Source organism: Methylobacterium sp. WL19, from assembly GCF_008040005.1.
Lineage (GTDB): Bacteria > Pseudomonadota > Alphaproteobacteria > Rhizobiales > Beijerinckiaceae > Methylobacterium > Methylobacterium bullatum.
Window position 1 is genome coordinate 1 of sequence record NZ_VRVC01000039.1, and the last position, 24386, is coordinate 24386.

Consider the following 24386-nt stretch of genomic DNA (forward strand, 5'->3'; position numbering starts at 1 on the left):
GCCGAGGACGAGGCCGCGCGCCGTGCCGCTCGCGAGACGCGCGAGCCGGCGGAGATCGTCCGCGTTGCCTGCCCGCACCGGAATGCGGAGAGCCGCAGGCAACGCGGCGACGTCCGGGTGAAGCGCACGGGGCAGGATTGCGTCTGCCGTCTGCGGGACGGCGAGATCCATCCGGATCCAGTCCGATCTGAGGCTCCCGAGCCAGGCGGCGGCCCCGTGTCGCGGTGGCCGGCCGGGCTCGGCCAGCAGCAGGACATGGTCCGCGTGGCGCAGGCACAGGCGGCACCACGGACAGCCGACCTCGTGGGCCACGAAGATCGTGCGGGCGTGACGGCTTTCATAGTCGTGGAACCATGCCTCGTCGGCCCCATCCGGCCAGCGGGTGAGGCATCCCGTGGTCCCGGTCCTCGTGTCGTCGAAGGCACCGGCCAGGGCCAGCCCGAAGGCCGCGGCGTCGAGCCCCTCGGTCACGGCGAGTATGGCGATACTGCGCGGTGCGTGGCGGACCGCCGCCCCCGTCTGGGCGGCGCGCATCCGTTCCGTGAGCAGCCGCGCGAAGTAGAGCAGCATCCGGGGATGGTGCTCGACCACCTCCTCGAAATCCGCCCGCGTCAGCCGCAGCAGACACGAATCGCGAAGGGCCGTGGCCGTCGCCGATCGAGGGGCCGGCGACAGCAGCGCCATCTCGCCGAAACTTTCGGGCGGACGCAGGCGAGCGATCCGGCGCGGCGAGCCCATGGTGGCATCGGCGGAAATCCCGATGGCACCGGAGACCAAGGTGTAGAGAGCATCCCCGGCCTCGCCCTGCGCGAACAGCGTGCTGCCTCCGGCCACCGAGACCGGGACCATGCGCGCGCGCACCGCGGCAACGGCCTCGACGTCCAATCCGCCAAGGAACGGAATTTCCGGTCCCGTCATGGCCGTCGCTTGAGCATGGCGGCCGCCCGCGCGTAACCGCCATCGGCACCATCGACGAAATGGACGTGGTCGTCGTGCAGGACCGAGGGGCTGACACAGGTCACGACGGCGGCATCCTGTCGGTGGACGCCGTAGCGCACCAACCCCGCCTCTTGCGCGAGGGCGAGACGGGTCTCGATCCGATCCGCCGTGGCGACGGGACAGGCCACGGTGAGGCGGAGCCCGTCGTCGTATTTCCGGAAATCGGCATTGGCGGCGAGCCGCCGTCGATAGCGACGTGGCGAGAAGCGTCCGAACGGCAGGCCGAGACTGAACAGCGCGAAGGCGGCGCCGCGCGTCAGGAACATCGCCGCCACGCGTAAGACCCTCGAGCCCGCCAGCGTCCCTTCCGCCCGCGCGTCAGCGACGAGGCCTGACCAGGGCGGTCGCATCGGTGGTCCCGATTCCGGCAGAGGGCGCCCCATGCCGGGGCTCGCATCGACCTCGGCCAGGATGGCGCCGAGGGTGGCAAGGACGGCTTCTCGATCCGCGCCCTCTCCGGGCACGACGATCAGGGACAGGACCAGCCCATCCCGCGCGGGCACGGCCTCGAACCGGCAGGACAGGCCGGTGAGATCAGGCTTCGCACCGGCCGGAGCCGCCGGGATCGCGTGGAGCCCGCGCTTCATCGCGGCATCCGCGTAGGCGAGGCCGCCGCCCGAGAACATCGCGTAGTCGACATGGGCGGAGGCCGCGTAGCGCGCGACACGCAGGTCCCGGCCAGCCTCGCGCACCGCCGCGACCGGGATCAGCGCGGCCCGCAGATCGAGCCCGAGGGCCTCGCGCACCCACGTCACCGTCTCGGCCAGCACCGCCTCGACCGTGTCGCGATGTTCGGGTGGGACGAGAAGGGTCGCACCGTCACCGCCGAAGACGAACGGCAAGTCGGCGCCTGGAAGGGCGTTCTTCACGGCCGTGATCAGGGCGGCGCCGGCGATGTTGACCGATCGATAGCGCCCATCCTCGATGGCCCGGGTCGACATCACCACGTCGCACAGGGCGATCCACCATGTGTCCGGCACCGGGACGTAACGGGTTTCGTCGAGGACGTCGGAAAATCGTGTGAAACGTGGCACGTCGGCGTAGCGAAAAGGAACCGACACGCTCGCCTCGGCCTGACCCGTCTGCGGGCATGTAGGCGAGCCCGGCCCGGCTTCGACGTCCGTTAGGGCGTGGCGCGCAGGCATCGCCGAGCATCCTTTCGCCTTCGAGATCTTCCGCGGGGCAAGATTTTTGGCGAGCGGCCGCCATTGGGTTTCGCCACGTTACCCGACTCGGTTACGCGGCCACCATGAATCTTTCGGTCGGAGCACCTCGTTCCGCATTACTGGAATTCACGCGATCGACACAAAAAAGCTGCCCGGACGAGATCCGGACAGCCTCGAAAGGCGGTGAAACGCGAAATTTACTTCGGCATCAGGACGGTATCGACCACGTGGATGACGCCGTTCGACTGCATCACGTCGGCGATCGTGACGGTCGACATGCCGCCCTTGCCATCGACGAGTTCGATCTTGCCGCCCTTCTCCTCGGCGGTGAGGCTGCCACCCTCGACCGTCTTCAGCATGGCCTTGCCACCGCCGGCCTTGATCGCCTTCTGGAGATCGGCCGCCGTCATGGTGCCGGCCACCACGTGGTAGGTCAGGATCTTGGTGAGCGTCGCCTTGTTCTCGGGCTTCACCAGCGTATCGACCGTGCCGGCCGGCAGCTTGGCGAAGGCGGCGTTCGTGGGCGCGAACACCGTGAACGGACCCTTGCCCGAGAGCGTCTCGACGAGACCGGCGGCCTTGACCGCGGCGACGAGGGTGGTGTGGTCCTTCGAGTTGACCGCGTTCTCGACGATGGTCTTCGACGGGTACATCGGCGCGCCACCGACCATCACCGTCTTCTCTTCCGCCGCCTGGGCCGCCGTGCCGAATGCACCGGCGCCGGTGAGTGCCATGGCGACGGTGAGGCTTGCGACCTTGAACATGCGTGTCATGCGTAACTCCGATTGTCGGCCCCGTCATGCGGGGTCGTCGATCGTTACGGCCGGAGGTACGGAGAAGTTTCAGGCAAGCCTTGCTGGGGAGAATGATTTCATCCTGGCCGCCTTGAAGAGGGAAATTTTCTTGTTCTTCGAAGTGATGTCCCTGCCGTGAGCGAGGCTCGTCGCGGCCGAGGAGCGATGAGACACAAAGCGTGACTTGGGGAAGTGGACGGACGATGGGTCTAAGATTTCCCTCGTCATAAAGGGCCTGTAACCAGGCTTCGCCTCCGACGAATGACTTGTATCCCGCATCGTCCCGGAGCACGCCATGTCGTCCCGCCTCATTCCTTTTCTCCTCGCGCTGGGACCGGTCCTGCTCGTGTCCGGCCCTGCGCTGGCCCGGCCCGTGGTGGTGGAACTGTTCACGTCGCAAGGGTGCTCGTCCTGCCCGCCGGCGGAAGCGCTGCTCGGCGAGCTCGCTGGCCGCGACGACCTCTTGGCGCTGGGATTCCACGTCACTTACTGGGACGATCTCGGCTGGAAGGACACCGCGTCCTTTGAGGGCGCGACCGAGAGGCAGGCGACCTATGCGGCGCTTCTCGGCGAGGGAAACTTCACGCCGCAGCTCGTGATCGACGGACGCAGGAGCGTTGTGGGTTCGCGCCGCACGGAGGCTACCTCGGCGGTCGCGGCAGCCCGGGCCGAGATGGACGCCGAAACCAAGATCGCGATCGTGCGCCGGACCGGCCGCATTGCCGTGACGGTTGGGGCCGGTAAGGGTAGCGCCAAGGTGTTCCTCGTCGGCTTCGACCGGTCCCTACGCACCCCCGTGGCACGGGGCGAGAACAGCGGACGCACCCTCGTGCAGGCCAACGTCGTGCGCTCGCTGCGCACCCTCGGCACTTGGTCGGGCGAGCCACTGGAGTTCAGCGAGGCGCTGCCGGCCGGGCAGGATGCTGCCGTGATCGTCCAGCAATCGGACGGCCGCATCCTCGGAGCCGCACGCCTTGTGCCGGGCGCTTAAGCGATGGCCTTTCGGGACGAGGCGCCAATGCCCGCCGGCTCGCCGCATACGCGCTTGATCGACAGGCTGGCCGGAGGGCTCGTCCCGGTACGGCCTCTGGGCTCACCGCTCCGGCGCGTGCTCGGCTGGCTCCTCGTCGTCGCCTTCCCGGGCGCCGGCCTCGCGGCGGTCGCCGACCTGCGGGGCGCGCTTTCGCGCCACGCCGCAGACCCGGACCTCGTTCTGGCGGCCATCGGATCGATCGCCACCGCCGTGACGGCGGCGGCCGCCGCGATCCTCGCGACACTGCCCGACCGTGATCCGCGCTGGGCCATTCTGCCCGCGCCGAGCCTCGCGCTCTGGATCGGGGCGAGTGTCTCAGGCGCGGAGCACGGAGCGCCGATCTCCCTGTCGGAAGCCTGCGCCTGCGTTGGTTTCATCCTGGGGCTCGGCGTTCCCTTCGCGCTGCTCCTCGCCGCGATCCTGAAGGGCGGCTACGCCCTCCATCCATCCCTGAGCGGCGGCCTCGCGGGTCTCGCGGCGGCCTCCGCCGCGGCGTCGATCCTGGGCCTGTTCCACCCCTTCGCCATGGCACTGAACGATCTCGCCCTGCACGCGCTCGCGGTGGCGCTGCTCTCGGGGGCCGGTGCCGGTTTCGGCCGGCGCTTGCTCCGCGCGAGCGCCTGACGATGGTCCTGCGCGACCCCGTTCGGCGAAGGCTGCTCGCGTGCCTCGCCCTCTTCCTTCTCGGAGCTTTCCCGGTGCGTGCGGCGTCAACCGCGTGGATCGGCGACGATAGGGCGGCGGTGCGGCTCGTGACGGCCACGGACGCCGCGAGCCGTGGATCGCCCGTCGAGGCGGCCCTCGAGTTTCGGTTCGGTGACGGCTGGCACGGGGCATGGCGTAGCCCGGGCGATGCCGGCCTCGCCCCGACCTTCGACGGGAGCGGATCGGAGGGGGGCGTGCTCAACTCCATCGCCTGGCCCGCGCCGCGCCGCCTCTCCGTCGGCGACCTCCAGACGTTCGTGTACGAATCTGGGACCGTCCTGCCCCTCCAGTTCGCACGGCGCGGCGACGGGGCCGCGCACCTTCACCTGCGCCTCGTGCACGCGGTCTGCGGCGAGGTCTGCGTGCCCTATCGTGCGACCCTCGACCTCGCGCTACCCGCGGGAACGGATCGGCCCTCGGCGGAGGCGGGATTGATCGATGCCGCGCACGCGCGCATCCCTGGCCCCCCGGAGGCTGCGGGTTTCGCCGTCGTCGGGCAGGCCCGCGAGGGACCGCCGGACGATCGGCGCCTGGTCCTGCGGGTGACCAGCGAAGGCAGCGCCTTCATGGCGCCGGACGTGTTCGTCGAGGGTCCGAAGGGGGCCGTGACCACCCCTCCGGCGGTTGCCCTGTCCGACGGTGGGCACACGGCCCGGCTCACCCTGAATCTGTCGCCGGACGTCGCGGATACCGATCTCCGCGTCACCCTGGTCGATGGCCTGCGCAGCGCCGAATTCACGGTTTCGCCCATGGATGGCATCGGCTGGGGTGGGTGGCTCGCCATCTTGGCGACGGCCCTGATCGGAGGCCTCGTCCTCAATGCGATGCCTTGCGTCCTGCCGGTCCTGTCCCTGAAGGTCTTCGCGTTGACGCGGGCAGCCGGAGCGGATCAGCGAGGCGTCCGGGCCGAACTCCTCGCCACGGCGGCGGGCATCGTCGCGTCCTTCCTCGCCATCGCCCTGGTTCTGATCGTCCTGAAGGCCTCGGGCGCCAGTATCGGCTGGGGCATCCAGTTCCAGGCGCCGTGGTTTCTCGCCGGCATGGCCCTGCTCACGGTGCTGTTCGCCGCGAGCCTGTTCGAATGGGTCACCATCGGGCTACCCCGTCCGATCGCCGCGCTTGGATCGCTGCGCGGGTCCGGCTGCCTGTCGGAGGCCTTCCTCACCGGCGCCTTCGCCACCCTGCTGGCCACGCCCTGCTCGGCCCCGTTCGTCGGAAGCGCGGTGGGCTTCGCGCTGACCCGGGGACATGTCGATATCCTGCTGGTCTTCACGACGCTCGGCCTCGGAATGGCGCTCCCCTTCGCGCTCCTCGCGCTAAAACCGGGTTGGACGCGCCTGCTGCCGCGACCGGGCTTTTGGATGATCCGGCTTCGGAGCGGGTTCGGCCTGCTTCTCCTCGGAACGGCCGCGTGGCTCATGACGGTCTTCGCCGAATTGGCCGGCATTCCTCGGGCGATGGGGTTGGCGGGTATCCTGACCCTTCTCCTCGGCTGGCTCGCCCTGAGCCGACCGCCGCGCGTTCCCGATCGTCGCCGAAGCCTGGTCACGGCGGCCCTCGTCCTCACGCTCGTCCCCGTCACGGTGTGGCCGTCCGGCTTCGGACCCTCCCCGGTGGCTCGGATGGAGGGTGGACCCTGGCGCGCCTTCGCCCCCGAGGCGATCCCGGCCCTGGTGGCGGAGGGCAAGGTCGTCGTCGTGGACGTGACGGCGTCCTGGTGCCTGACCTGCCGGCTCAACGATGTCACCACCCTCGATCGCGCGGAGAACCGTGCGCGCCTGTCGGCGCCGGACACGGTCGCGATGCGGGCGGACTGGACCCAGGCCGACCCGGCCATCCTCGCTTTCCTGCGCCACTTCGGACGTTTCGGGATTCCGCTCGTGGCCGTCTACGGGCCCGGTCTACCGCGCGGAGAAGCCCTGCCGGAATTGCTGACGCCGGCAACGATGCGGGCTGCCATCGTGCGGGCGGAGCGCGCGAACGCAAACAAGACAACGACGGAATTTTCGCCCTGACCTGTAACCGTCGTCGGCGCTCCGCCGAAACACAGTCCAGTACCGCCAAGATGTTCGGTACATCCCAGAAGGATAACCTCACATGAGCATTCTCTTCCGCGTCGCCGCTGCTCTCGTCCTCGCCACCGCCGTCTCCGGGGCCCCGGCTTATGCCGTCGATTCCATGGCCAAGGACAGCATGGCCAAGGACAGCATGGCCAAGGACAGCATGGCCAAGGACAGCATGGCCAAGGACAGCATGGCCAAGGACGGCATGAAGAAGGACGGGATGAGCAAGGATTCCATGGCCAAGGACAGCATGGCCAAGGACAGCATGGCCAAGGACTCCATGAAGAAGTAAGTTCGGCCTCATGCGGACGGCGCGGGTCGGCCTTCCGGGCCGCCCGTTCCTCATGCCGGGTTTCTCGCCGGCTCTCCCCGCAGCGTCCGGAATCCCTGCTCCCATGCCTGTTCAATCAGCGGCATTGTCCGGCGAGGCGTCCCTGTCCGCCGCGATGCAGGCGGCGCAGGTCGGCGATGCCGCCGCTTACCGGGCGCTCCTGCGCGATTGCGTGCCGGTGATCTCCGCGATGGCACGGGCAAAGGGGGTTCAGGGCGCAGCTCTCGACGACGTTGTGCAGGACACCCTGCTTACCCTCCATCAGGCACGGGCGACCTACGATCCGGCCCGCCCGTTCCTGCCGTGGTTGCGCGCCATTACACAGCGGCGGGCGGTCGACGCGTTGCGCCGCAAGGGGCGTCGTCCGAAGGAAGTGCATGAGCCGCTCGCCTATGAGGCGCGTGCCGACGCCGGTCCCATGCCGGGTGACGACCTGGAGCGTCGCGAGCGCGCAGCGATCCTCGCTACGGCCGTCGCGCATCTCCCCGAAGGACAGCGGGAGGCGATCGAGCACATCGCCCTACGCGAATTGTCCCTCGACGAGACATCAACGCTCACAGGGCGGACCAAGGGTGCGCTCAAGGTCAACTTCCATCGCGGTCTGAAGGCCCTCCGCGTCTCTCTCTCATCCCGTAAGGAGGGCACGGATGCCTGATCCGGCCACCCATGACCGATCCACTCAAGTCCCGTCCACCCACGACCTCGTCGAGGATCTGGCTCAATCGCTCACGCCGGTCCGCCGGCTCCCGAGCCCGGGGCGCCGGACCCTCATCTGGTCCGGTGCGGTGCTCACGGTGGGGCTCCTCCTCGTGCCGATGTCCGACCTTTCGGGATTGCGGGCGCGCCTCGCCGTGCCGGACCTGCACTGGGCGGCCGTCGGCGCGATCCTCACGGCTATCGCGGCCGCCCTTGCCGCCTTCCAGAGCAGCGTGCCCGGCCGAAGCGCGGCCTGGTCATGGCTCCCGCTTCCCCCGCTCGTTCTCTGGCTCGGCGCCAGTGGGCTCGGCTGCCTTCGCGGTTGGCTCGCGCCGGCCGCCAACCTCGCCGAGCCGGAGGAGATGCGAGGCTGCTTCGTGTTCCTGATGGGGGTCTCGCTGCCGCTATCCGTCCTGCTGGTGCTAATGCTGCGGCGGGCCTGTCCGTTACGCCCCAATCTAACGGCGGCCCTCGGGGGACTCGCCGCAGCAGCGGCTGCCGCGGCATTGCTGGTGCCGTTTCATCCGCACGACGCCACCGCGACGGACCTGTTGGTTCACCTCGTCGCCGTCCTCATGGTCGTCGGCCTGAACGGTCTCTTCGGCGGGCGCCTTCTCGACAGAACCGCAGGGTCGCGAGGCCGGCACCGCGAGGCCGACCTGTAACCTGCTCGATCCACAAGGCGAATGACAGTCCAGGGCCTCGGCAAGGAACTCGCCATCATGGAACTCGGCATCATGGACCGCAGACAGATCCTCACGGCCGGCGTCTCGGCGCTCGGCATCCTGACATTCCTTCGCGCCGCCGGAGGGGCCCTGGCCGGAACCTTCGCCGTCGTGAAGAGCGAGGCCGCCTGGCGGGCCCAGCTCGGGTCCGCCGGCTACGCGGTTCTGCGCCAGCACGGTACCGAACGCGCCGGCTCGAGCCCGCTCAACGCCGAGAAGCGCGCCGGTCGTTTCGTCTGCGCCGGTTGCGACCAGCCGCTCTTCGCCTCCAGCGCGAAGTTCGAGAGCGGAACCGGCTGGCCGAGCTTCACCGCCCCCCTCGTGGAGGCCGTGGGCACGACGACGGATTCCAGCCTGGGGATGAGCCGGACGGAGGTGCATTGCCGCCGCTGCGGCGGCCATCTCGGCCACGTCTTCGACGACGGACCGAAGCCCACGGGGCAGCGCTACTGCATGAACGGCATCGCGCTGCGCTTCGAGCCCGCCTGAAACGATCCCGCTTTTCGGGTCCAACGCTCCGCAAGCCAGCAACCCTTCAGGACGGTCCCGATGCATCCCCCTTCGCCACGGGCCGAGCGCCCGATCCACCCCCTCGTCGTCCGGATCACCCATTGGGTGAACGCTCTGGCCATGCTGATCATGATCACCAGCGGATGGCGCATCTACAACGCTTCACCGATCTTCGGCGACTGGGCGTTCCCGAAGGCCATCACCCTCGGCGGTTGGCTCGGCGGGGCCCTGCAATGGCACTTCGCCGGAATGTGGCTCCTCGTCGCCAACGGCCTCGTCTACCTGACCTATGGTCTCGCCTCGGGCCACCTGCGCCGGCGCCTCATGCCCCTGCGGCCGCGCGAGATCGCGCATGACTTCGTCGCGGCCCTGAAATTCCGGCTCCCCCACGACCCGGGCGTCTACAACGCCGTGCAGCGACTCCTTTACGTCGCGGTCCTGCTCATCGGGATCGTCATCGTGCTCTCCGGTCTCGCGATCTGGAAGCCGGTCCAGTTCGCGCCACTGACAGCGCTGCTGGGCGGCTACGACACGGCCCGGATCGTCCATTTCCTCGCCATGACCGGCATCGCTGGCTTCGTGGCGGTGCACCTCGCCCTGGTGCTCCTGGTTCCGAAGACGCTTCCGACGATGATCATCGGCCGTGAGCTCCATCTCGGCCGCAACCACGTGGTGAAGCCATGAAGCCCCTCGATCGCCTTCTCCGCCGTCCACGTCCGGATATCACGATTCCCGAGACTCACCTTATTCGGGCCGACCGACGCCTGTTCCTCCGCGGCGGCCTCGTCGCGGCGGGAAGCCTCGCACTCGGCGGGTGCGACCTCTCGGACAACCCGCAGGTGGAGAGCATCCTCGGTGGCATCTCGCGGCTGAACGATCGCGTTCAGGGCGCCCTATTCGGAAGCACGCGTCTTGCCCCGACCTTCGATGTCGCGGACATCACCCCGGACTTTCCCTTCAACGCCTATTATCCGGCGAGCAAGATCCGGGTGATCGACGGTTCGACCTGGAAGCTCGAACTCGCCGGTCTCGTCTCCGACAAGACACCGTGGACGCTCGACCGGCTGAGGACCCTGCCGCAGGAAGCGCAGATCACCCGCCACGTCTGCGTGGAGGGCTGGAGCGCCATCGGGCAATGGTCTGGGGTCCCGTTCCGCACCTTCCTCGAACGGATCGGGGCCGACACGACCGCACGTTACGTCCGCTTCGCCTGCGGCGACGACTACTGGACAAGCATCGACATGCCGAGCGCGCTTCACCCCCAGACGATCCTGGCGCTCGACTACGCCGGCGCGCCCCTGCCACCGAAATACGGCTTCCCAGTGAAGCTGCGCATCCCGACGAAGCTCGGGTTCAAGAACCCGAAGCACATCATGGCGATTACGGTGACGAACGATTATCCGGGCGGTTACTGGGAAGATCAGGGCTACAACTGGTTTTCCGGGCTGTAGTGAGTCTGAACGTGAATCGCCCGACATCCATCGATTGACGACATGTGGACCGCAGCTAAACGGGTGTTGCCGAGCGGTTTGGCGGCCACTGGCTCCCGGAACGGCATGAGGTTTTGAAATGCTGAAATTCTTTTTCAATGGCTCTCCGAACCCGACGAAGGTCGCGCTGCTGCTGGAGGAGCTCGGACTGCCCTACGAGCCCATCCCGATCGACACCCGCAAGGGTGACCAGTTCGCGCCTGATTTCCTGGCCCTCAATCCGAACGGCAAGGTGCCGGTCCTCGTCGACGACGCGGACGTGATCTTCGACAGCAATGCTATACTTCTCTACCTCGCCGAGAAGACCGGACGATTCCTGCCGCCCTTGGGTAGCGACCGAGCTCCGCTCCTGTCCTGGCTGATGTTCGTCGCGACGGGCGTCGGGCCGTTCTCCGGCCAAGCGGTCCATTTCCGGCACTTCGCCCCGGAGCAGGTGCCCTATGCCCAGGCGCGTTACAGCTTCGAGGCACGCCGTCACTACGACGTGCTAAACGCACACCTCGCGCAGCGCCGCTATCTCGTGGGCGACGAGTATACCATCGCAGATATGAGTGCCTGGGGATGGGCCCGAATGATCCCCTTCGTTCTCGGCGAAACGGCCTGGGCGGAGTTGCCCCACCTCAAGCGCCACCACGATGAGATCGCCGCTCGCCCGGCTGCGGTGCGTGCGGTCGGTCTCAAGGACCGCTTCGCCTTCAAGTCAGAAATGGACGACGAGGCCCGCGCCAACATGTTCCGACACCTCAAGTCCTGACGATCGTCATCGCCCTGGAACGCCCCCATAGCTGGTCGTCGCGCCGTCTCTGTCGTCTCGCCGCCGCGAGGGAAACTCCGGAACGTTCAACCAGCGAACGTCCGCTTCCGGGAATGTCGCAAATCGGCCTGTTCGGCAATGTTGGGTCGATAAGAGCCATTCGCCCTACATCTTTCGAAAGATCATGGCTTTGAGCATCCGGTGTTCAGTGTCATCGATGTGACCGGCGGTGCGGAGATCGCCGAGGCGTTCGAGTTCCCGCACTGCATCGGCCGGCGAAAGGGCGGGCCGTTCGTGTCCGCCACTATCCCTGTGAGGGGCTGCCACGAGGGCGACCCGCCGGGTGTCGTTGACGAACAGGTTCAGCCCCGACTCACCGCCCTGCGAGGCGTCCGGCATGTCCGGCCGATGCACCGCGTGCAGCGCCCAGACCAACGCCACGACCCACCCGACGAGCGTTCCACCGAACAGGGCGTTGACCGCCAGGATGACCCAGCGGTTGGGATGGCGTCGGTGGAGGGCGATGATCGACGGCAGGCCGTAGATCGCGATGCAAACGGTGACCGCGACCAACACCCAGGCTGTGTCGTCGTTCACGCGCCGCGCGCCTGCGACAGGGCCTGCGCCTTCATCACTTCGAACTCGGCTTCCGACAGGCTACCGTTGGCGCGAAGCTGCGCCAGCCCCTCGATCTCGGCGATCACGTCACGCTGTGGCTGCGCGAGGGGTTGAGCCAGCACAGGGCCTGAGGGGGCAGCGCCAATTGAAGCGGGCACGGCACCGGCTGCAGGGTCAGCCGGGTTGGTCGAATGCCCGACCATGGAGCGGTCGTAGGTATCGATCTTCCAGAAGCAACGCGGCCCAGCGAGGTCGAAAGCGCCGAAATCGTGCTCGTTATACGGGTCGTCGGCGACGCTGAAGGCTTCGAACGCTTGCACCGTCGCCTCGGCTTCGCGACGCTGTTCCTCTGGCAGGCTGGCAATCCCGCGCGACAGCATCACATGGCCGCCGGCAAAGCTCCGGCGGAAGGCATCGTTGATGGGACGCACCCGGTTGGTGTGGGTGGTCGAGGCGGGATCCGCCTCGACGCTGATGGGGGCCGGGCGGCTCATGCCCCTGGCTTTGCGCTCTGCACCGCGCCGGGCGGCAGCAAACCAAGCTCGCTGCGGTGCCGGGTGATCAGCCCATCGTCCGGCCAGTCGCGCCACTGAAGCTCGAAGGCGTCGTCGGCCGTGGTGTACATGATGATTGCCTCGAACCAGCTCTCCTGGGACCCAGCGCAGGCGAGCACAAGGCAACCGCGTTCGATCTCAGGCCAATCGACGGGTGCCTTGAAACGGCCGCCAGGGCCTCCTGCGCCTGCGTCGCCACTTGCCCGGCCCCTTGACGCCGGAGGGGCGCTGGCGGCCTTGCCTGAAGCCCTAATGGGCACGGCAACGTCGGGCAGGCCGGCCGCCGCGACGAGCCGGTCAAACACCTCGGCTTTGACGAACGGCACGAAGGCTTTGCCGCTCCCGAACAAGCGTCCTTTCGGTAAGCCGGCGGCAAGGCTGTGTTGGGTATCGTCGCTGATCTCGATCACGTGCATGCCCATCAGCCCAGCGGCACGCTCGGCCTCGGCCCTCTCGCCAGCGGCAAAGCGCGAGGAGTGGGGGCGCTGTCGTTCGTCGCGGCCGAACAGGATCAGGCCGTGCGGTATGGTGGCGGCTGTGCTGATTGCGATGTTTGGGTCATCAAAGGGCTCCAGAAACGACGAAGGCGGCCCGGAGGCCGCCTTGCGTTGAGCGTGAGGGGGAGGATGCACCCACCTGCTGCCGGTTAAGGCTCGGGTGTCGGTAAGCGGTGCAACGGCAGGGTCATCGGGGGCATCCATTCGGCTGCGAAAAGGCCCGCAGCGACCATCATATTATAAGATTATAGTCCTAATGTCGAGCTCAAGTTTGAGACGGGCGTTCGGTCTAGGCATCAGCCCTACCGGCTCGTGACAGCAAATAGTCAGCACGTTTCAGGTGTACCGAGGTGACAATTCTCTCATGAGAATGGCCGAAATCTTTTGGCTTGCACCTCTAGTCACTAGAGATTGTAGGTTCGATTTGGCCTCAGGGGAAGGCGCCGCATCGACCGTCGCCATATGCCCGGAACCAGCTACTAAGTAACGAAGAACGGAACGGGACTATGATGACCTCGCACGATGAAAATGCCGGCCATGGTCAGAATGCGCTCGATCACGATGCACATGCGGGTCACAGCCACGCTGAGCATGCTCATGGATCCGGCCACACGCACGCACCCGCAAATTTCGGTAAGGCGTTCGCAATCGGCATCGCCCTCAACATGGGCTTCGTCGCCGTCGAGGCCACCTACGGCGTGCTCGCCAACTCGGTGGCGCTGCTGGCGGATGCCGGACACAATCTGTCGGACGTACTCGGCCTGCTGGTCGCATGGAGCGCCAGCGTACTGGTGAAGCGTGCCCCGACCTCGCGCTATACCTACGGGCTGAAGGGCTCCTCGATCCTCGCCGCCCTGTTCAACGGGGTGTTCCTGCTGGTCGCTGCGGGCGCCATCGCGTGGGAGGCGGTCCAGAGGTTCGGCCAGCCGGTGCCGGTGGCTGGAACGACCGTGATGGTGGTCGCCACCATCGGCATCATCGTGAACGGCGTGACGGCCTGGCTGTTCGTCGCCGGGGCCAAGGGCGACATCAACCTGAAGGGCGCCTTCCTGCACATGGCCGCGGACGCCGCCGTGTCGGCCGGCGTGGTCCTGGCCGGCCTCGCGATCCTGTTCACCGGCTGGGAATGGATCGACCCGGTCATCAGCCTCGCCATCGTGGCCGTCATCGTCTGGAGCACCTGGGGACTCCTGCGCGACAGCGTCGTGATGGCCCTCGCCGCCGTTCCGCCCGGCATCGACCCCGTGGCTGTGGACGGACACCTCCGGGGCATGCCGGGGGTCGTCGGCCTGCACGACCTCCATATCTGGCCGATGAGCACCACCGAGACAGCGCTGACCGCCCACCTCGTCATCCCGGAAGGCCATCCCGGCGACGACTTCCTGATGCGGACGGCCGACGAGATGAAGCTGAAGTTTGGGATCGGGCACACCACCCTGCAGGTCGAGACCAGCGCGAACGCGAACTGCGCGCTCGAACCCGACCACGTCGTCTAAGGTGGGGGCGCGGGGCGGTGGTGCCCGACACGGCGGGCCTTCGAAGCTGCATCTAAACCGGCGCACGTAGTTTTGTATGCGCTCACCCCGCTACATCACCCGGATGGCCGACCGGTCCCCGGAAGGTGCTTGTCCGCCGGCGTGGTCGCCCATAACTCCTGACCATGACTACGATCCCATTCGACAACAGCTACGTCCGCTTGCCGGACCGCTTCTTCGCCCGCCGTGCCCCGACACCCGTCGCAGGCCCGCGCCTGATCCGTTTGAACCGCGCGCTGGCGGCGAACCTCGGCATGGACCCGGATTGGCTCGCCGGCCCCGCCGGGGTGGGGATGCTCGCGGGGAACAGCGTCCCTGAAGGTGCCGAGCCGATCGCGACGGCTTACGCCGGGCACCAGTTCGGCAACTTCGTGCCGCAGCTCGGTGACGGGCGCGCCGTTCTGCTCGGCGAGGTCGTCGACCGTGACGGGCAGCGCCACGACATCCAGCTCAAGGGCGCGGGCCCGACCCCGTTCTCTCGCCGCGGCGACGGCCGGGCGGCGCTCGGGCCGGTGCTGCGCGAGTACCTCGTGAGCGAGGCCATGGCCGCGCTCGGCATCCCGACCACACGGGCGCTGGCGGCAGTCGCCACCGGCGAGTTGGTCGTGCGTGAGACCCGGCTGCCCGGGGCGGTGCTCGCCCGCGTGGCGGCCAGCCATATCCGGGTCGGCACCTTCCAGTACTTCGCCGCCAGGGGCGACGCAGAGGCGGTGCGGGCGCTCGCCGACCACGCCCTCGCCCGGCACTATCCAGAAGCATTGTCTGCAAAGCATCCCTACCGGGCGCTGCTAGACGGCGTCGTGGCCCGCCAAGCCGACCTCGTGGCGGCCTGGCTGCTGGTCGGCTTCGTCCACGGAGTGATGAACACAGACAACATGTCGGTGGCCGGCGAGACGATCGACTATGGTCCCTGCGCCTTCCTCGACGCCTACGATCCGCGCACGAGTTTCAGCTCGATCGACGCGCACGGGCGCTACGCCTACGGCCAGCAGCCCGGGATCGCCCTGTGGAACCTCACCCGTCTCGCCGAGGCTCTTCTGCCGCTTCTTGCCGAAGACGAGGAGGCGGCGGTCGCCGCGGCCGAGGCGGCGCTCGCCGGGTTCGGCCCGCGCTTCGAGAAAGCGTATCACGATGGCCTTGCGCACAAGCTCGGGCTGTCCGCGGAACGGGACGGAGCCGTCGCGCTCGCGGACGACTTGCTGGCGCGGATGACGGAGAACCGGGCCGATTTTACCCTGACCTTCCGCCGCCTGTGCGACGCGGCCGAGCGGCCGGAGGCGGATGCCGGGGTGCGCGACCTGTTCGTCGACCCGACCGAGTACGACGCCTGGGCCGTAGGCTGGCGGAAGCTGTTGGCCGAGGGGGGACGGAACCCCGCGGCGACGGCCTCATCGATGCGCGCCGTCAACCCGGCCTTCATCCCGCGCAACCACCACGTCGAGGCGATGATCGCGGCGGCGGTCGAGCAAGGCGATTTCGGCCCGTTCGAAGAGCTGTTGGCGGTGCTGTCGCGGCCCTACGACGACCAGCCTGCCCATGCTCGCTATGCCGAGGCGCCCGAGGGCGGCGGGGCGGACTACCGCACGTTCTGCGGCACGTGAACGCGCGCGTCGGCGTCCGCGTCACTGGAGATCGTCATTCGGCCCCCTGGTTCGGAAACCAGTTTCCGTGGAATCCCGGCGGGATCCGGTGCCCGAGACGGACCGTGGCGACGGGCGGCGCCTCGAACGCGCGTGCGTCGAGGATTGTGAAGTCCGTCGTGTCGCTCGCCGTGTCGATGACGAGCCCGACGAGCCACCCCTCGTCCTCGCCGGCCTCCGGCCCCGCCGGCACGAACACGAATTCCCCCGGGACGCGGTCGGCGCCGAACTCGTGCACGCGCCGCTCCCCCGTCTCAAGGTCGTGCTTGTAGATCTGCGTCGCGCCCACGAGTTGCGTGTTACCGTCGGCGGGGACCGAGCCCGTGTAGACGTAGCGGTGGGGCCGCCCGAAGCGGCGCTCGTCGATCCGGGGGAACTCCTGGGCCTCGGGGTCGATCACCCGCCGGTCGACCCGCCCCGTCGCGGGGTCGGCGGTCCAGCGCTCCAGCCGGCCCGGCGTATCGAGGCCGCCACCGGCCGAGGCGAACACCCTCTCGTAGGCGACGACGTCGAGGACCACCCGCCCATCCGCGTCGTCGTAGGCATTGGCGACGTGGAAGACGAAGCACGGCTCGACCGCGCACCACGTGATGTCGGCGGCCGTGCCGTGCCGGGGAAGCAGGCCGACGCGGGCGCGGTGGGCAGGGTTCCAACGGAAAGGGAAGCGGTGCCCGGCCAGCACCGCCCGCATTGAGAAGGTGACCGGCAGGTCCAGCACGACGACGAAACGTGCCGTGATCGCGCAATCGTGGATGCACGGGCCGTGCTCGACCGGGATCGACACGTCGCGCACGACCCGGCCCGCGGGCGAGAGGACGACGTGGCGCACGCGGTCCCAGACGCGGCCGTCATAGGCGACGGCATGTGTCTCCCCGGTCTCCGGGTCGCGGTGCGGGTGCCCGCTGAAGGAGCCGGCGAGCGTGCCGTCGAACCGATCGTAGCGTTGCACTTCCAAATCGTCGGACAGAGCGACGGGAAAGCTGCCGGCCTCGACCACGGCGAAGGCGCGGCCGCCGATCTCGACGACGTTGGTGTTGACGGTATCATCGCCCCGGCGTGGTCCAGGCGCAGCGGGCCTGCCGAGTGCCGCGGATGCCGTTCGCGAGCCGATCCAGCGGTTGCGGTACCACAGGGCTTTGCCGCCCTCGATACGCAAGCCGTGCACCATGCCGTCGCCCAGAAACCAGTCGTGGCCGCGCGGCGTCGGACTGGCAGGGTTGGCGCCCATCTTGAAGTAGCGTCCGTCGAGCCCAGCCGGGATCGCCCCGGTCACGGGCAGGTCCCACAGCGTCAGTTCCTCACGCATCGGCGCGTGCACGCCGACCACGAACGGGTGCGGCGTCCGCGGCAGGCGTAGCCGGTTGCAGGCCGCCACCAGCGCGACGAGGCCCTCGGCGGCGACACGCAGGCTGGATTCGAAAGGGTTCGGCATCGGTCGCATTCTCGGTGCGGTGCATTGCATGGGACGTGGCAACGAAGGAGTAGGGCGTCGTGATCACTTCGCCCAATAAGTCCAGCGACCGTAGCGCCACCATCAGTGCCGTGGTGGCATTGTTGAAAAGGGCCACCTGCGGGACGCCGAGATGGCCGCGGAGGCGCGCCTCCAATTCCTGGTGGAAGGGGCCGCCATTGGTTAGAATCCGGGTCTGCCAGATGCGCCGCAGGAGCGGTTCGAACTCCTCGAACGGCGGTAGGAATGGTCGCGTGACGAAGATCGGTTCGGCTGCCGCCGTCCCGATGTCACCGCATTGCCCAAGCTCCTCCGCTGCGGTGGAGGTATCCGCGGGTATGTCGAGGATGCGGGCGAATTCCTGATCGAGCCGTTGCAGGGTCGCGAGCACTGAAGCGTTCCCCGTGTCCTGGGGAACGGGCTCAGCGACACCGTCGGGATCGGGTGGGGAATTATGCAGCGCGACTCGCATCGACCCAACGCCTCCACATGGTGCGAAAGGCCTCGCCGACATCGGCGGCCAAGCGCGCGTGATCCATGAGAGGGCTGGCGATCATGCGTTCCCGCAGCCCCGATCGGACCTCTCGCAACCGATCTGGATCACGCGCGAGGGACAGTGCGCAGGCCGCGTATGCCTCCGGCGTCTCGGCCGCCAATTCCTCGAGCCCAACGGCCGTCAGGACAGCAACCCCCGCGCGCTCGACTGCGCTCGCGCCCTGCAGGGCAACGAAGGGAACCCCCATGTAGAGTGTGTCGCAGCTCGTGGTTCCGCCGTTGTAGGGGAAGGAATCGAGGGCGATGTCGATCTGGTGATAAAGCTCGAAGTAGCCCGTCGAGACGCGCGGGTGCAGGCGAATCCGATCGAGGGGTAACCCTGCTCTCGCGAGGCGTTCCTCGACCTGCGCCAGGATGTCGGACTCGCCGACATCGGCGAAGACCATGAACAGTCGCGCATCGGGAAGGGTATGAAGGATGCCGGCCCATGTCTCCAGGGCAAGGTCGCTGATCTTCTCGAAGCGGTTCAAGACTCCGAAGGTGACGTATCCGTTATCCTCGAAAGGCGGACGGCCCCGAACCGCGGGAATGTCGCCGCGCGCCTGATACGTCGCCGATACACCCGGCAAGCGCCACACTGTCTCGGTGTGCAGATCCTCCGACACGCCGGGCAGGTCGTGCACGGCGTCGGTCAGACGGTAGTCGATGGCACGCAGGCCCGTCGTTGCGGGATGGCCGATCCATGTCACCTGAACGGGTGCCGGCTTGCGAGCGAAGAGCAGCAGCCTGTGGCCGGAACTGTGGCCCGACAGATCGACGAGAACGTCGATCGCGTCCGCCTCGATGAGGTCGGCCGCCGCGTCGTCGTCCAGGCCGGAGATGTTGCGCCAGCCGTCCAACATGGTGCTCAGGCGTCTCGATACGTCGTCCTCATGAGCATGGGTCATGTAGGCGTAGACATCCATCGAGGAGCGGTCCAGATGCTCCAGGAAAGGCTCGATGAACCGGGCGACGGCATGGGTGCAGAGATCGCCGGAGACGAGCCCGATCCGCAGCCGGCGCTCGGGATCCCGGTCTTTGGCGAATGGGCGCAGCCGCAGGAGCGGATCGGCGAAGCGCGTACCGAACATCCGGGCGTCCGAGGCGTAATCGGCGGCCGGAATGGCCTCGGCATAGAGCTTCGCGAACAGCCGGTTGGAATAGGCGATTACGTTGAGGGGCTGGAGAGCGAGCGCCCGGTCGAAGCTCCGAATCGCGTCGGTCAGTTGGCCGAGGCTTTTCTGGCTGCAGCCGAGATTGATGTGAGCGCCGACGCAGGCGGGATCGAGCGCGATGGCCTGCTGCGCATGGCTCATCGCCAGGCCATGTCGGGAGACTTTCTGGAGTACGCCGGACAGGTTCGAATGAGCGATGGCGAGATCCGGGTCGAGGCCGACCGACTTCTCCAGCGCCCAGACGGCCCCCCCGTTATCCCCCATTGTCATCAGGAGTGCGCCGAGGCTGGCGAAGTAGGTGGCGTTTGCGAGGGAGAATGCGTGGTCGACGACGTCTTTGAGGGCGGCGCGCGATTCCTCGTCGGACACGCCTCGATCCCGGAAACGCTCCATCAGCGCACGCGCTTCTCCGATCCGGTCGACCTCCAGAAGCGCACCCGCGAGGGCGAACCAATAGGCGGATCGTTCGGGGGCTGCCCTGAGAGCGTTTACAAAGTGCGGAATCGCCGGCCCCGGGGCATCGACTTTACAGGTCAGGAGACCGAACTGGTAATGCACACTCGCATCGGCGGGTGCCATTTCCAGGGCGCGTTGAAGATTGAGATGCGCTTTCTGGAAGCGGCCGGCAGCGATATGCGTGGCCGCCTTGGCAACTTAGCGCCCGATGGGCTCCATGGAGCGAGGGCTCTCGACCGTGCGCATCCTGCGATGTTCGAGCATATCCACCCCTTCACATGGCGGGAGGATATGAAGCTCGCAGTTAATAACTCGTTAAAGTGCAAGTGCCTGCCAGGATCTGTCAGACGTGGATATGACCTGAGCGATGCCTCTTTGTGCCCTGTGAAATCGGAACCCCGGTGTCGGTGAAACGGACGCAGAGATCCGCTGCAGGCCACCGCGCCGGGACCAGCCATCAGCTCAGGCACGACTCGTCGTTGCGCCGGCAGGTGACGCGGCCATCGATCTGCGGCGCCGGGCCCCGCGGCGCAGGACGTAGAGGACCAGGCCGGTGACCGCGAAGAGCGGCATCGCCAGGGCCGCGGTGAAGAACAGGAAGGCGACGATGCCGCCGAAGAAACGCCCGCGATGCACCTCCAGCATGTTCTCGGCCATCTGCTGGCCCAAGGGCTTGTCGGAGAATCGGGTCTGAGAGAGGCGGGCGCCGGTGACGGGATCGAACGTCGCTTCGTCGCGCGCCTTCGGCAGATCAGAGGGAGCGGCGAGGAAGCGGATGCGGATCGTCGCCAGTTCCGGCCCAGGGAGTGCGATGAGAGCCATGTGAGCGCCCGCCCCCTCCCCGGCGCTGAAGGTCGCCCAGGCCATATCCAGGGCCGACGCGTGGACCTGCGGGGGTGCGCCCGGACTGCGCGGCGCCCGCGCGGCTCGGGTTTCGCCGGTGAGCAGCCAGGTCGCGGCGTTTCGATAGGTGTCGTAGGACCACCATAGCCCGGTCAGGGCGATGGCGGCGTAGAACGGAATGAGCCAGGTCCCGGCGATGCTGTGTAGCGACCACCAGCGCGGCCGACCGGGCCGCCTGAGGGAGGGCTTCAGCCAGATTTTACAGGAATGGATCCTGGGCCAGCGCAGGTAGAGCCCCGTTCCCAGGAATAGGAGCAGGGCGATGGTGCAGATGCCGGTGATGCTGCGGCCCCAGCCCTTGCCGTCCCCCGGCAGGAGCAGCCAGCGATGCAGCTTGCGGATCGTGGCGAAAGCGCCCTCCAGCCGCATCTCGCCGAGTTCGCGGCCGTCGACGGGGTCGAGATAGAGTGTCGGCGGTCGCGCGCTCAGCTTGGCATCGCCAGCGAAGCGGATGCGCGGACTTCTCTCCGGATCGGCCCAAAGAGTCAGGGAACTCACCGTGAGGCCTGGCCGCTGCGTCTCGACCCTTTCCTTGAGGGCGGCCGGCGAGAGGCGGGGCGCATCGCTCGCGGCGACGAAGGCGCGGTCGCCGTTCGCCCATTCCGTCAGTGCTTCTTCATAACTCAGCATCGCGCCGGTCACGCCAACGAGGGCGAGGACCAGTCCGGCCGTGAGGCCGAGCAGCCAATGCAGGCGGAACAGAACGGTGCGGATCGTCATGAGCGGGCGCCTACCAGAACAGCCGTGCGGTCACGACCGCGTGGAACGGATCGCCCACCGCTCGATACCGGAGCCGGGCGGCGCTACGCGAGACGGATCGCCGCTCTGCCTGACCACGCTCAGTCAGGAGCTACAAACGCGACCACGGGCCTGTCAATTGTCCGTCGTCAAGTCAGAGCGAATCGATGCTTGATTGAGAATAGTTTTATTGTGTTGGCCCAGGCACCGACGGTCGTTCTCTCCTGATTTTTTCAGCGAAGATCCGATAAATCAAATTATAATTCAATATTTCTGCTGGATCGCCGGGGCATTGAATCGGCGAAAAGCAGTATTTCGCAACCCTCGTCGATCCCGTGTCGGATCCTGTGTCCGTATTGCACACGTCCTTATCCGTCTTGCGTCTCTCCGAATATCGCTTCGAACGAGGCACGCAGTGCCATGTCCACTTCGGGCAGGGTGACGATCTGGCCGAGATCGACGAGGCTGGTCACGCCGTGGCCGCTGATGCCGCAGGGGACGATGCCGGTGAAATGCGACAGGTCGGGCTCCACATTGAGGCTGATGCCATGGAAACTCACCCAGCGCCGCACGCGGATACCGATCGCTGCGATCTTGTCCTCCACCCCCTCCCCTTTCTCGGGCCGGCGCACCCAGACGCCGACGCGGTCCTCGCGCCGTTCGCCGCGCACGTTGAAGGCCCCGAGGGTGGCGATGATCCAGGCTTCCAAGGCGGAAACGTAGGCGCGCAGGTCCGGTCTGCGCCGGTTGAGGTCGAGCATCACATAGGCCACCCGCTGCCCCGGCCCGTGATAGGTGTACTGGCCGCCCCGCCCCGTGGCGTGGACCGGGAACCGGTCGGGCTCGACGAGATCTGCGGTCTTTGCTGAGGTGCCGGCGGTGTAGAGCGGCGGGTGTTCGAGCAGCCAGACCATCTCGGCCGCCTCCCCGGTCGCGATCCGCCCGGCATGTGCTTCCATTGCCGCCACCGCCTCGTCGTAGGGGACGAGGGTGTCGCTGATCCGCCACAGGACCGGCCGCATGCCGGATCGCGGTCGAAAATCGGCCGTCGAGGCGGAAAGCCGGGCGCTGCGGGGGGCGTCGTTTACCAAGGCTTCACCATATCTCAGGAACACTCTGTCGAGTGAGGCCCGATATGGGCCGATGGAGTTCGTGGCGCGTGGCAGTTTTCGAAGACCTCAAGGTCGATCTCTCGGTCGTGCTCGGGCGCAGCCACATGCCGCTCCACATGCTGCTGCGCATGGGACGCGGCGCCGTGATCGAACTCGAATCCACGGAAACCGATATGGTCGAGATTCTCGCCAACGACCACCCGATCGCCCGCGGCCAGATCGTCGTGACGGGAAACCGGATTTCGGTTGAGATCACCGAACTGATCCGCAAGGCGGAAGTGGTGCGCACGCCCGGCGTGACCATCGGCGACGGGGCGGTCCAGATCCTCGATGGGCCGGTGGATCTCATCTGAGACGCATGACGGCGCTTGTCGTGGCAGATTCGATCTGTTATCCGCTGCGCCGCGCCACACGAAACGCCCCGCACCGCCCTCCGGCGGAGAGCGCGGCGGAACGGGTGGTACCGATGCGGCCATGGCGGAATTGGTAGACGCGCTAGCTTGAGGTGCTAGTCCTGCAAGGGGTGGAGGTTCGAGTCCTCTTGGCCGCACCAACTCTTTCGAGTTGATGTACCCCGAAGCGTCTGATGCCCGATGAAGGCTCGAGTGCCTCCGGGCTCGTTACATCGAAATCGGTCTGAATATCGCTGCGCTGCCTCGATCCCGGCTAGGGGCCGATGATGTCGGGCGCGCTTCGCGAGATTCTACGGGCGGTCTGACCCGCATGGCGCCCGGCCGTGACTGACCGGAGGCTTCCCGTTGCGCCTCAAACGGGTGCTTCAACCAGCGGACCACATCGTCGCGGCCATTCCCGAACCACGCATCACGGCGCCGTCTGCGTCGGATAGGTGAAGACCGGTGCTGCCTCCAGCTCCGCCTTCGTGCGGCGGATCTCTGCCTCGACCGGCTCTCCGATCTGGACCGTCGCCCGGTCCTTCGTGGCATCGGTCGTGACGGCGGCGCCGGCTGGGCCGGTGGCCTGGTTGGTGTCGCCGGTGGTCTCCGCGTTGAGGACGGCGTTGCCGGACTTTGCGCCGGGCATGGTCTCCGGGGTCACCTCGGCCGCCCGGGCCTCGGATGGGGCGTCCTTCGGCTTGACGATGGAGGGGTCCGGTGCCTGCCCCGCCTTCGCGTGGCTGTTCCACACCAATTGGTCGAAGGGCACCGCGACCTTCTTGCCACCGACCCCGAGGAAGCCGCCGACATCGATCACCACGGCCTGAGCGCGGCCGCTGCCGTCCACCATCACGTCCTCGATCGCACCGACCTTGACGTGATCCTGGCCGACCACGCGCAGGCCGATGATCCTGGACACCTTGACGCTACCCAGCGGAGCCTGCGTGAGGAAGGCAGGCTTGGCCGCCTGCCGCCCCTCGGCCGCCTGTCCCTCCTGCGCGAGTGCCGGCGCCGCGGAGACTGCGAGGATGAGCGCAAGGGTGCGGGCTAGTGTCGGCATGTGGGTTCTTCCGTGCGATCCGGAGCGATCTACCGGGGCTCAACACGCGCGGACGGATACTGGTTCATCCCTGCCCTGCCCCCGACGATGGCGCCCTCGCCTTCGCCGGCATGGATGCGGTCGGTATTGCTCCGCCAGGAGAGCGGTGGGCCCGTGCGCATGTCCCCCATGTCGATGGCGAGGCCGCGCCCGTCGGCAGAGTCCTCGCCTCGTTCGAGGGGCAGGTTCGAGATGCCGGGACCAAGACGGCACGAATCCGAGCGGGATCGTACCCTCCACCGCGTCAGTTGCTGCGTGCCGGCTGCTGTTCGGTCTCCGTCGCCTTCGCCATGGCCACGCCGATCTCGAAGAGAAGGAGGTCGATCAATTGGCGCATCACCGATGTGCCCGAAGCCTCGATGATGGTCCGTGCCGCGATGCAATGTCCTGCCAACGAGTCGAGACTTTCGTCTC

General features: G+C 67.5%; 25 protein-coding genes, 1 tRNA gene and 1 pseudogene. 14 read left to right on the forward strand and 13 right to left on the reverse strand.

The window, feature by feature from the left end; genetic code table 11:
- From FV220_RS10060 to FV220_RS10070, 3 genes are all read right to left on the reverse strand, one after another.
- Positions 1-918: Crp/Fnr family transcriptional regulator (locus FV220_RS10060; protein WP_147831145.1), on the reverse strand; the 918-nt coding region annotated here is incomplete at its 3' end.
- The gene (locus FV220_RS10065; RefSeq protein ID WP_147831147.1) at positions 915-2144 is read right to left on the reverse strand and encodes a DUF3095 domain-containing protein; all 1230 of its coding nucleotides are present in this window, start codon (positions 2142-2144) and stop codon (positions 915-917) included. The genes FV220_RS10065 and FV220_RS10060, both read right to left, overlap by 4 nt.
- Positions 2145-2362: 218 nt before the next feature.
- The gene (locus tag FV220_RS10070) at positions 2363-2938 is read right to left on the reverse strand and encodes a fasciclin domain-containing protein (protein ID WP_210245941.1); all 576 of its coding nucleotides are present in this window, start codon (positions 2936-2938) and stop codon (positions 2363-2365) included.
- A 316-nt stretch (positions 2939-3254) separates the two neighbouring features.
- Between FV220_RS10070 and FV220_RS10075 the strand changes: the two genes are divergently transcribed.
- The 10 genes from FV220_RS10075 (at position 3255) to FV220_RS10120 (ending at position 11266) form a co-directional block, all read left to right on the forward strand.
- Positions 3255-3950 carry a DUF1223 domain-containing protein gene (locus tag FV220_RS10075; protein ID WP_147831149.1) on the forward strand — a complete coding sequence of 232 codons (696 nt, stop codon included), beginning with the start codon at positions 3255-3257 and terminating at the stop codon, positions 3948-3950.
- Positions 3951-3977: 27 nt separating this feature from the next.
- Positions 3978-4616, forward strand: a complete 639-nt coding sequence (locus FV220_RS10080) for an NrsF family protein (protein WP_187273378.1) — start codon at positions 3978-3980, stop codon at positions 4614-4616.
- 74 nt (positions 4617-4690) lie between these two features.
- Positions 4691-6712, forward strand: coding sequence for a thioredoxin family protein (locus FV220_RS10085; RefSeq protein ID WP_187273379.1), 2022 nt, complete (start codon positions 4691-4693; stop codon positions 6710-6712).
- Between the two features lie 82 nt (positions 6713-6794).
- Positions 6795-7052: a pentapeptide MXKDX repeat protein gene (locus FV220_RS10090; protein ID WP_147831155.1), complete on the forward strand. Its 258-nt coding sequence runs from the start codon at positions 6795-6797 to the stop codon at positions 7050-7052.
- Positions 7053-7155: 103 nt separating this feature from the next.
- Entirely contained in the window at positions 7156-7746 is a 591-nt protein-coding gene (locus FV220_RS10095) for a sigma-70 family RNA polymerase sigma factor (protein WP_056142526.1), read from the forward strand.
- Positions 7739-8452 carry an NrsF family protein gene (locus tag FV220_RS10100; RefSeq protein WP_056142315.1) on the forward strand — a complete coding sequence of 238 codons (714 nt, stop codon included), beginning with the start codon at positions 7739-7741 and terminating at the stop codon, positions 8450-8452. The genes FV220_RS10095 and FV220_RS10100 overlap by 8 nt, the downstream gene beginning before the upstream one ends.
- Before the next feature lie 72 nt (positions 8453-8524).
- Positions 8525-9001, forward strand: a complete 477-nt coding sequence (gene msrB / locus FV220_RS10105; protein ID WP_056142529.1) for a peptide-methionine (R)-S-oxide reductase MsrB — start codon at positions 8525-8527, stop codon at positions 8999-9001.
- 60 nt (positions 9002-9061) lie between these two features.
- Positions 9062-9706, forward strand: coding sequence for a cytochrome b/b6 domain-containing protein (locus FV220_RS10110; RefSeq protein WP_147831157.1), 645 nt, complete (start codon positions 9062-9064; stop codon positions 9704-9706).
- A complete protein-coding gene (locus tag FV220_RS10115; RefSeq protein ID WP_056142319.1) occupies positions 9703-10473 on the forward strand; it encodes a molybdopterin-dependent oxidoreductase in 771 nt (256 codons plus the stop codon). Before FV220_RS10110 ends, FV220_RS10115 begins: the two co-directional genes overlap by 4 nt.
- A gap of 118 nt (positions 10474-10591) precedes the next feature.
- Complete coding sequence (locus FV220_RS10120) at positions 10592-11266, forward strand: glutathione S-transferase N-terminal domain-containing protein (protein WP_147831159.1); 675 nt, start codon at positions 10592-10594, stop codon at positions 11264-11266.
- Positions 11267-11431: 165 nt separating this feature from the next.
- Here the strand turns inward: FV220_RS10120 and FV220_RS10125 are convergent, their stop codons facing one another.
- From FV220_RS10125 to FV220_RS10135, 3 genes are read right to left on the reverse strand one after another with little or no spacing between them, the layout of a single operon-like run.
- Positions 11432-11863 carry a superinfection immunity protein gene (locus tag FV220_RS10125; RefSeq protein ID WP_210245942.1) on the reverse strand — a complete coding sequence of 144 codons (432 nt, stop codon included), beginning with the start codon at positions 11861-11863 and terminating at the stop codon, positions 11432-11434.
- Positions 11860-12378, reverse strand: coding sequence for a DUF3768 domain-containing protein (locus tag FV220_RS26050; RefSeq protein ID WP_246689423.1), 519 nt, complete (start codon positions 12376-12378; stop codon positions 11860-11862). The genes FV220_RS10125 and FV220_RS26050 overlap by 4 nt, the downstream gene beginning before the upstream one ends.
- Entirely contained in the window at positions 12375-13070 is a 696-nt protein-coding gene (locus FV220_RS10135) for a hypothetical protein (RefSeq protein WP_246689424.1), read from the reverse strand. Before FV220_RS10135 ends, FV220_RS26050 begins: the two co-directional genes overlap by 4 nt.
- Positions 13071-13444: 374 nt before the next feature.
- Between FV220_RS10135 and FV220_RS10140 the strand changes: the two genes are divergently transcribed.
- Both FV220_RS10140 and FV220_RS10145 read left to right on the forward strand, forming a co-directional pair.
- Complete coding sequence (locus FV220_RS10140) at positions 13445-14431, forward strand: cation diffusion facilitator family transporter (protein ID WP_147831181.1); 987 nt, start codon at positions 13445-13447, stop codon at positions 14429-14431.
- Positions 14432-14595: 164 nt separating this feature from the next.
- Positions 14596-16071, forward strand: a complete 1476-nt coding sequence (locus tag FV220_RS10145; RefSeq protein WP_147831161.1) for a protein adenylyltransferase SelO — start codon at positions 14596-14598, stop codon at positions 16069-16071.
- A gap of 34 nt (positions 16072-16105) precedes the next feature.
- Here the strand turns inward: FV220_RS10145 and FV220_RS10150 are convergent, their stop codons facing one another.
- The 5 genes and pseudogenes from FV220_RS10150 to lipB all read right to left on the reverse strand — a co-directional run bounded on the left by FV220_RS10150 (position 16106) and on the right by lipB (position 22388).
- Positions 16106-17542, reverse strand: a complete 1437-nt coding sequence (locus FV220_RS10150) for a carotenoid oxygenase family protein (RefSeq protein WP_147831163.1) — start codon at positions 17540-17542, stop codon at positions 16106-16108.
- Positions 17543-17564: 22 nt separating this feature from the next.
- Positions 17565-18032 (reverse strand): annotated as a pseudogene (locus tag FV220_RS10155) (DegT/DnrJ/EryC1/StrS family aminotransferase); the annotation flags it as partial.
- Positions 18013-19848: a glycosyltransferase gene (locus tag FV220_RS10160; RefSeq protein WP_246689425.1), complete on the reverse strand. Its 1836-nt coding sequence runs from the start codon at positions 19846-19848 to the stop codon at positions 18013-18015. The gene FV220_RS10160 and the pseudogene FV220_RS10155, both read right to left, overlap by 20 nt.
- Positions 19849-20187: 339 nt before the next feature.
- Positions 20188-21348, reverse strand: a complete 1161-nt coding sequence (locus FV220_RS10165; RefSeq protein WP_147831165.1) for a PepSY-associated TM helix domain-containing protein — start codon at positions 21346-21348, stop codon at positions 20188-20190.
- Between the two features lie 386 nt (positions 21349-21734).
- Positions 21735-22388: a lipoyl(octanoyl) transferase LipB gene (gene lipB, locus FV220_RS10170; protein ID WP_056142350.1), complete on the reverse strand. Its 654-nt coding sequence runs from the start codon at positions 22386-22388 to the stop codon at positions 21735-21737.
- 137 nt (positions 22389-22525) lie between these two features.
- Between lipB and FV220_RS10175 the strand changes: the two genes are divergently transcribed.
- A complete protein-coding gene (locus tag FV220_RS10175) occupies positions 22526-22831 on the forward strand; it encodes a FliM/FliN family flagellar motor switch protein (RefSeq protein WP_018044018.1) in 306 nt (101 codons plus the stop codon).
- A 115-nt stretch (positions 22832-22946) separates the two neighbouring features.
- Positions 22947-23031: transfer RNA gene (locus FV220_RS10180), tRNA-Leu, on the forward strand.
- Positions 23032-23300: 269 nt separating this feature from the next.
- On the opposite strand, the gene FV220_RS10185 is transcribed toward FV220_RS10180, so the two are convergent.
- Together FV220_RS10185 and FV220_RS10190 are read right to left on the reverse strand one after the other, a co-directional pair.
- A complete protein-coding gene (locus FV220_RS10185) occupies positions 23301-23933 on the reverse strand; it encodes a PRC-barrel domain-containing protein (protein WP_056142354.1) in 633 nt (210 codons plus the stop codon).
- A gap of 283 nt (positions 23934-24216) precedes the next feature.
- Complete coding sequence (locus FV220_RS10190; RefSeq protein WP_244474465.1) at positions 24217-24366, reverse strand: hypothetical protein; 150 nt, start codon at positions 24364-24366, stop codon at positions 24217-24219.
- Between the last annotated feature and the right edge of the window lie 20 nt (positions 24367-24386).

Coding starts and splice junctions, on each gene's coding strand:
- FV220_RS10065 (WP_147831147.1), bottom strand. CDS start 2,144: ATGCCTGCGCGCCACGCCCTAACGGACGTCGAAGCCGGGCCGGGCTCG.
- FV220_RS10070 (WP_210245941.1), bottom strand. CDS start 2,938: ATGACACGCATGTTCAAGGTCGCAAGCCTCACCGTCGCCATGGCACTC.
- FV220_RS10075 (WP_147831149.1), top strand. CDS start 3,255: ATGTCGTCCCGCCTCATTCCTTTTCTCCTCGCGCTGGGACCGGTCCTG.
- FV220_RS10080 (WP_187273378.1), top strand. CDS start 3,978: ATGCCCGCCGGCTCGCCGCATACGCGCTTGATCGACAGGCTGGCCGGA.
- FV220_RS10090 (WP_147831155.1), top strand. CDS start 6,795: ATGAGCATTCTCTTCCGCGTCGCCGCTGCTCTCGTCCTCGCCACCGCC.
- FV220_RS10095 (WP_056142526.1), top strand. CDS start 7,156: ATGCCTGTTCAATCAGCGGCATTGTCCGGCGAGGCGTCCCTGTCCGCC.
- FV220_RS10100 (WP_056142315.1), top strand. CDS start 7,739: ATGCCTGATCCGGCCACCCATGACCGATCCACTCAAGTCCCGTCCACC.
- msrB (WP_056142529.1), top strand. CDS start 8,525: ATGGACCGCAGACAGATCCTCACGGCCGGCGTCTCGGCGCTCGGCATC.
- FV220_RS10110 (WP_147831157.1), top strand. CDS start 9,062: ATGCATCCCCCTTCGCCACGGGCCGAGCGCCCGATCCACCCCCTCGTC.
- FV220_RS10115 (WP_056142319.1), top strand. CDS start 9,703: ATGAAGCCCCTCGATCGCCTTCTCCGCCGTCCACGTCCGGATATCACG.
- FV220_RS10120 (WP_147831159.1), top strand. CDS start 10,592: ATGCTGAAATTCTTTTTCAATGGCTCTCCGAACCCGACGAAGGTCGCG.
- FV220_RS26050 (WP_246689423.1), bottom strand. CDS start 12,378: ATGAGCCGCCCGGCCCCCATCAGCGTCGAGGCGGATCCCGCCTCGACC.
- FV220_RS10140 (WP_147831181.1), top strand. CDS start 13,445: ATGACCTCGCACGATGAAAATGCCGGCCATGGTCAGAATGCGCTCGAT.
- FV220_RS10145 (WP_147831161.1), top strand. CDS start 14,596: ATGACTACGATCCCATTCGACAACAGCTACGTCCGCTTGCCGGACCGC.
- FV220_RS10150 (WP_147831163.1), bottom strand. CDS start 17,542: ATGCCGAACCCTTTCGAATCCAGCCTGCGTGTCGCCGCCGAGGGCCTC.
- FV220_RS10160 (WP_246689425.1), bottom strand. CDS start 19,848: ATGGCACCCGCCGATGCGAGTGTGCATTACCAGTTCGGTCTCCTGACC.
- FV220_RS10165 (WP_147831165.1), bottom strand. CDS start 21,348: ATGACGATCCGCACCGTTCTGTTCCGCCTGCATTGGCTGCTCGGCCTC.
- lipB (WP_056142350.1), bottom strand. CDS start 22,388: ATGCGGCCGGTCCTGTGGCGGATCAGCGACACCCTCGTCCCCTACGAC.
- FV220_RS10185 (WP_056142354.1), bottom strand. CDS start 23,933: ATGCCGACACTAGCCCGCACCCTTGCGCTCATCCTCGCAGTCTCCGCG.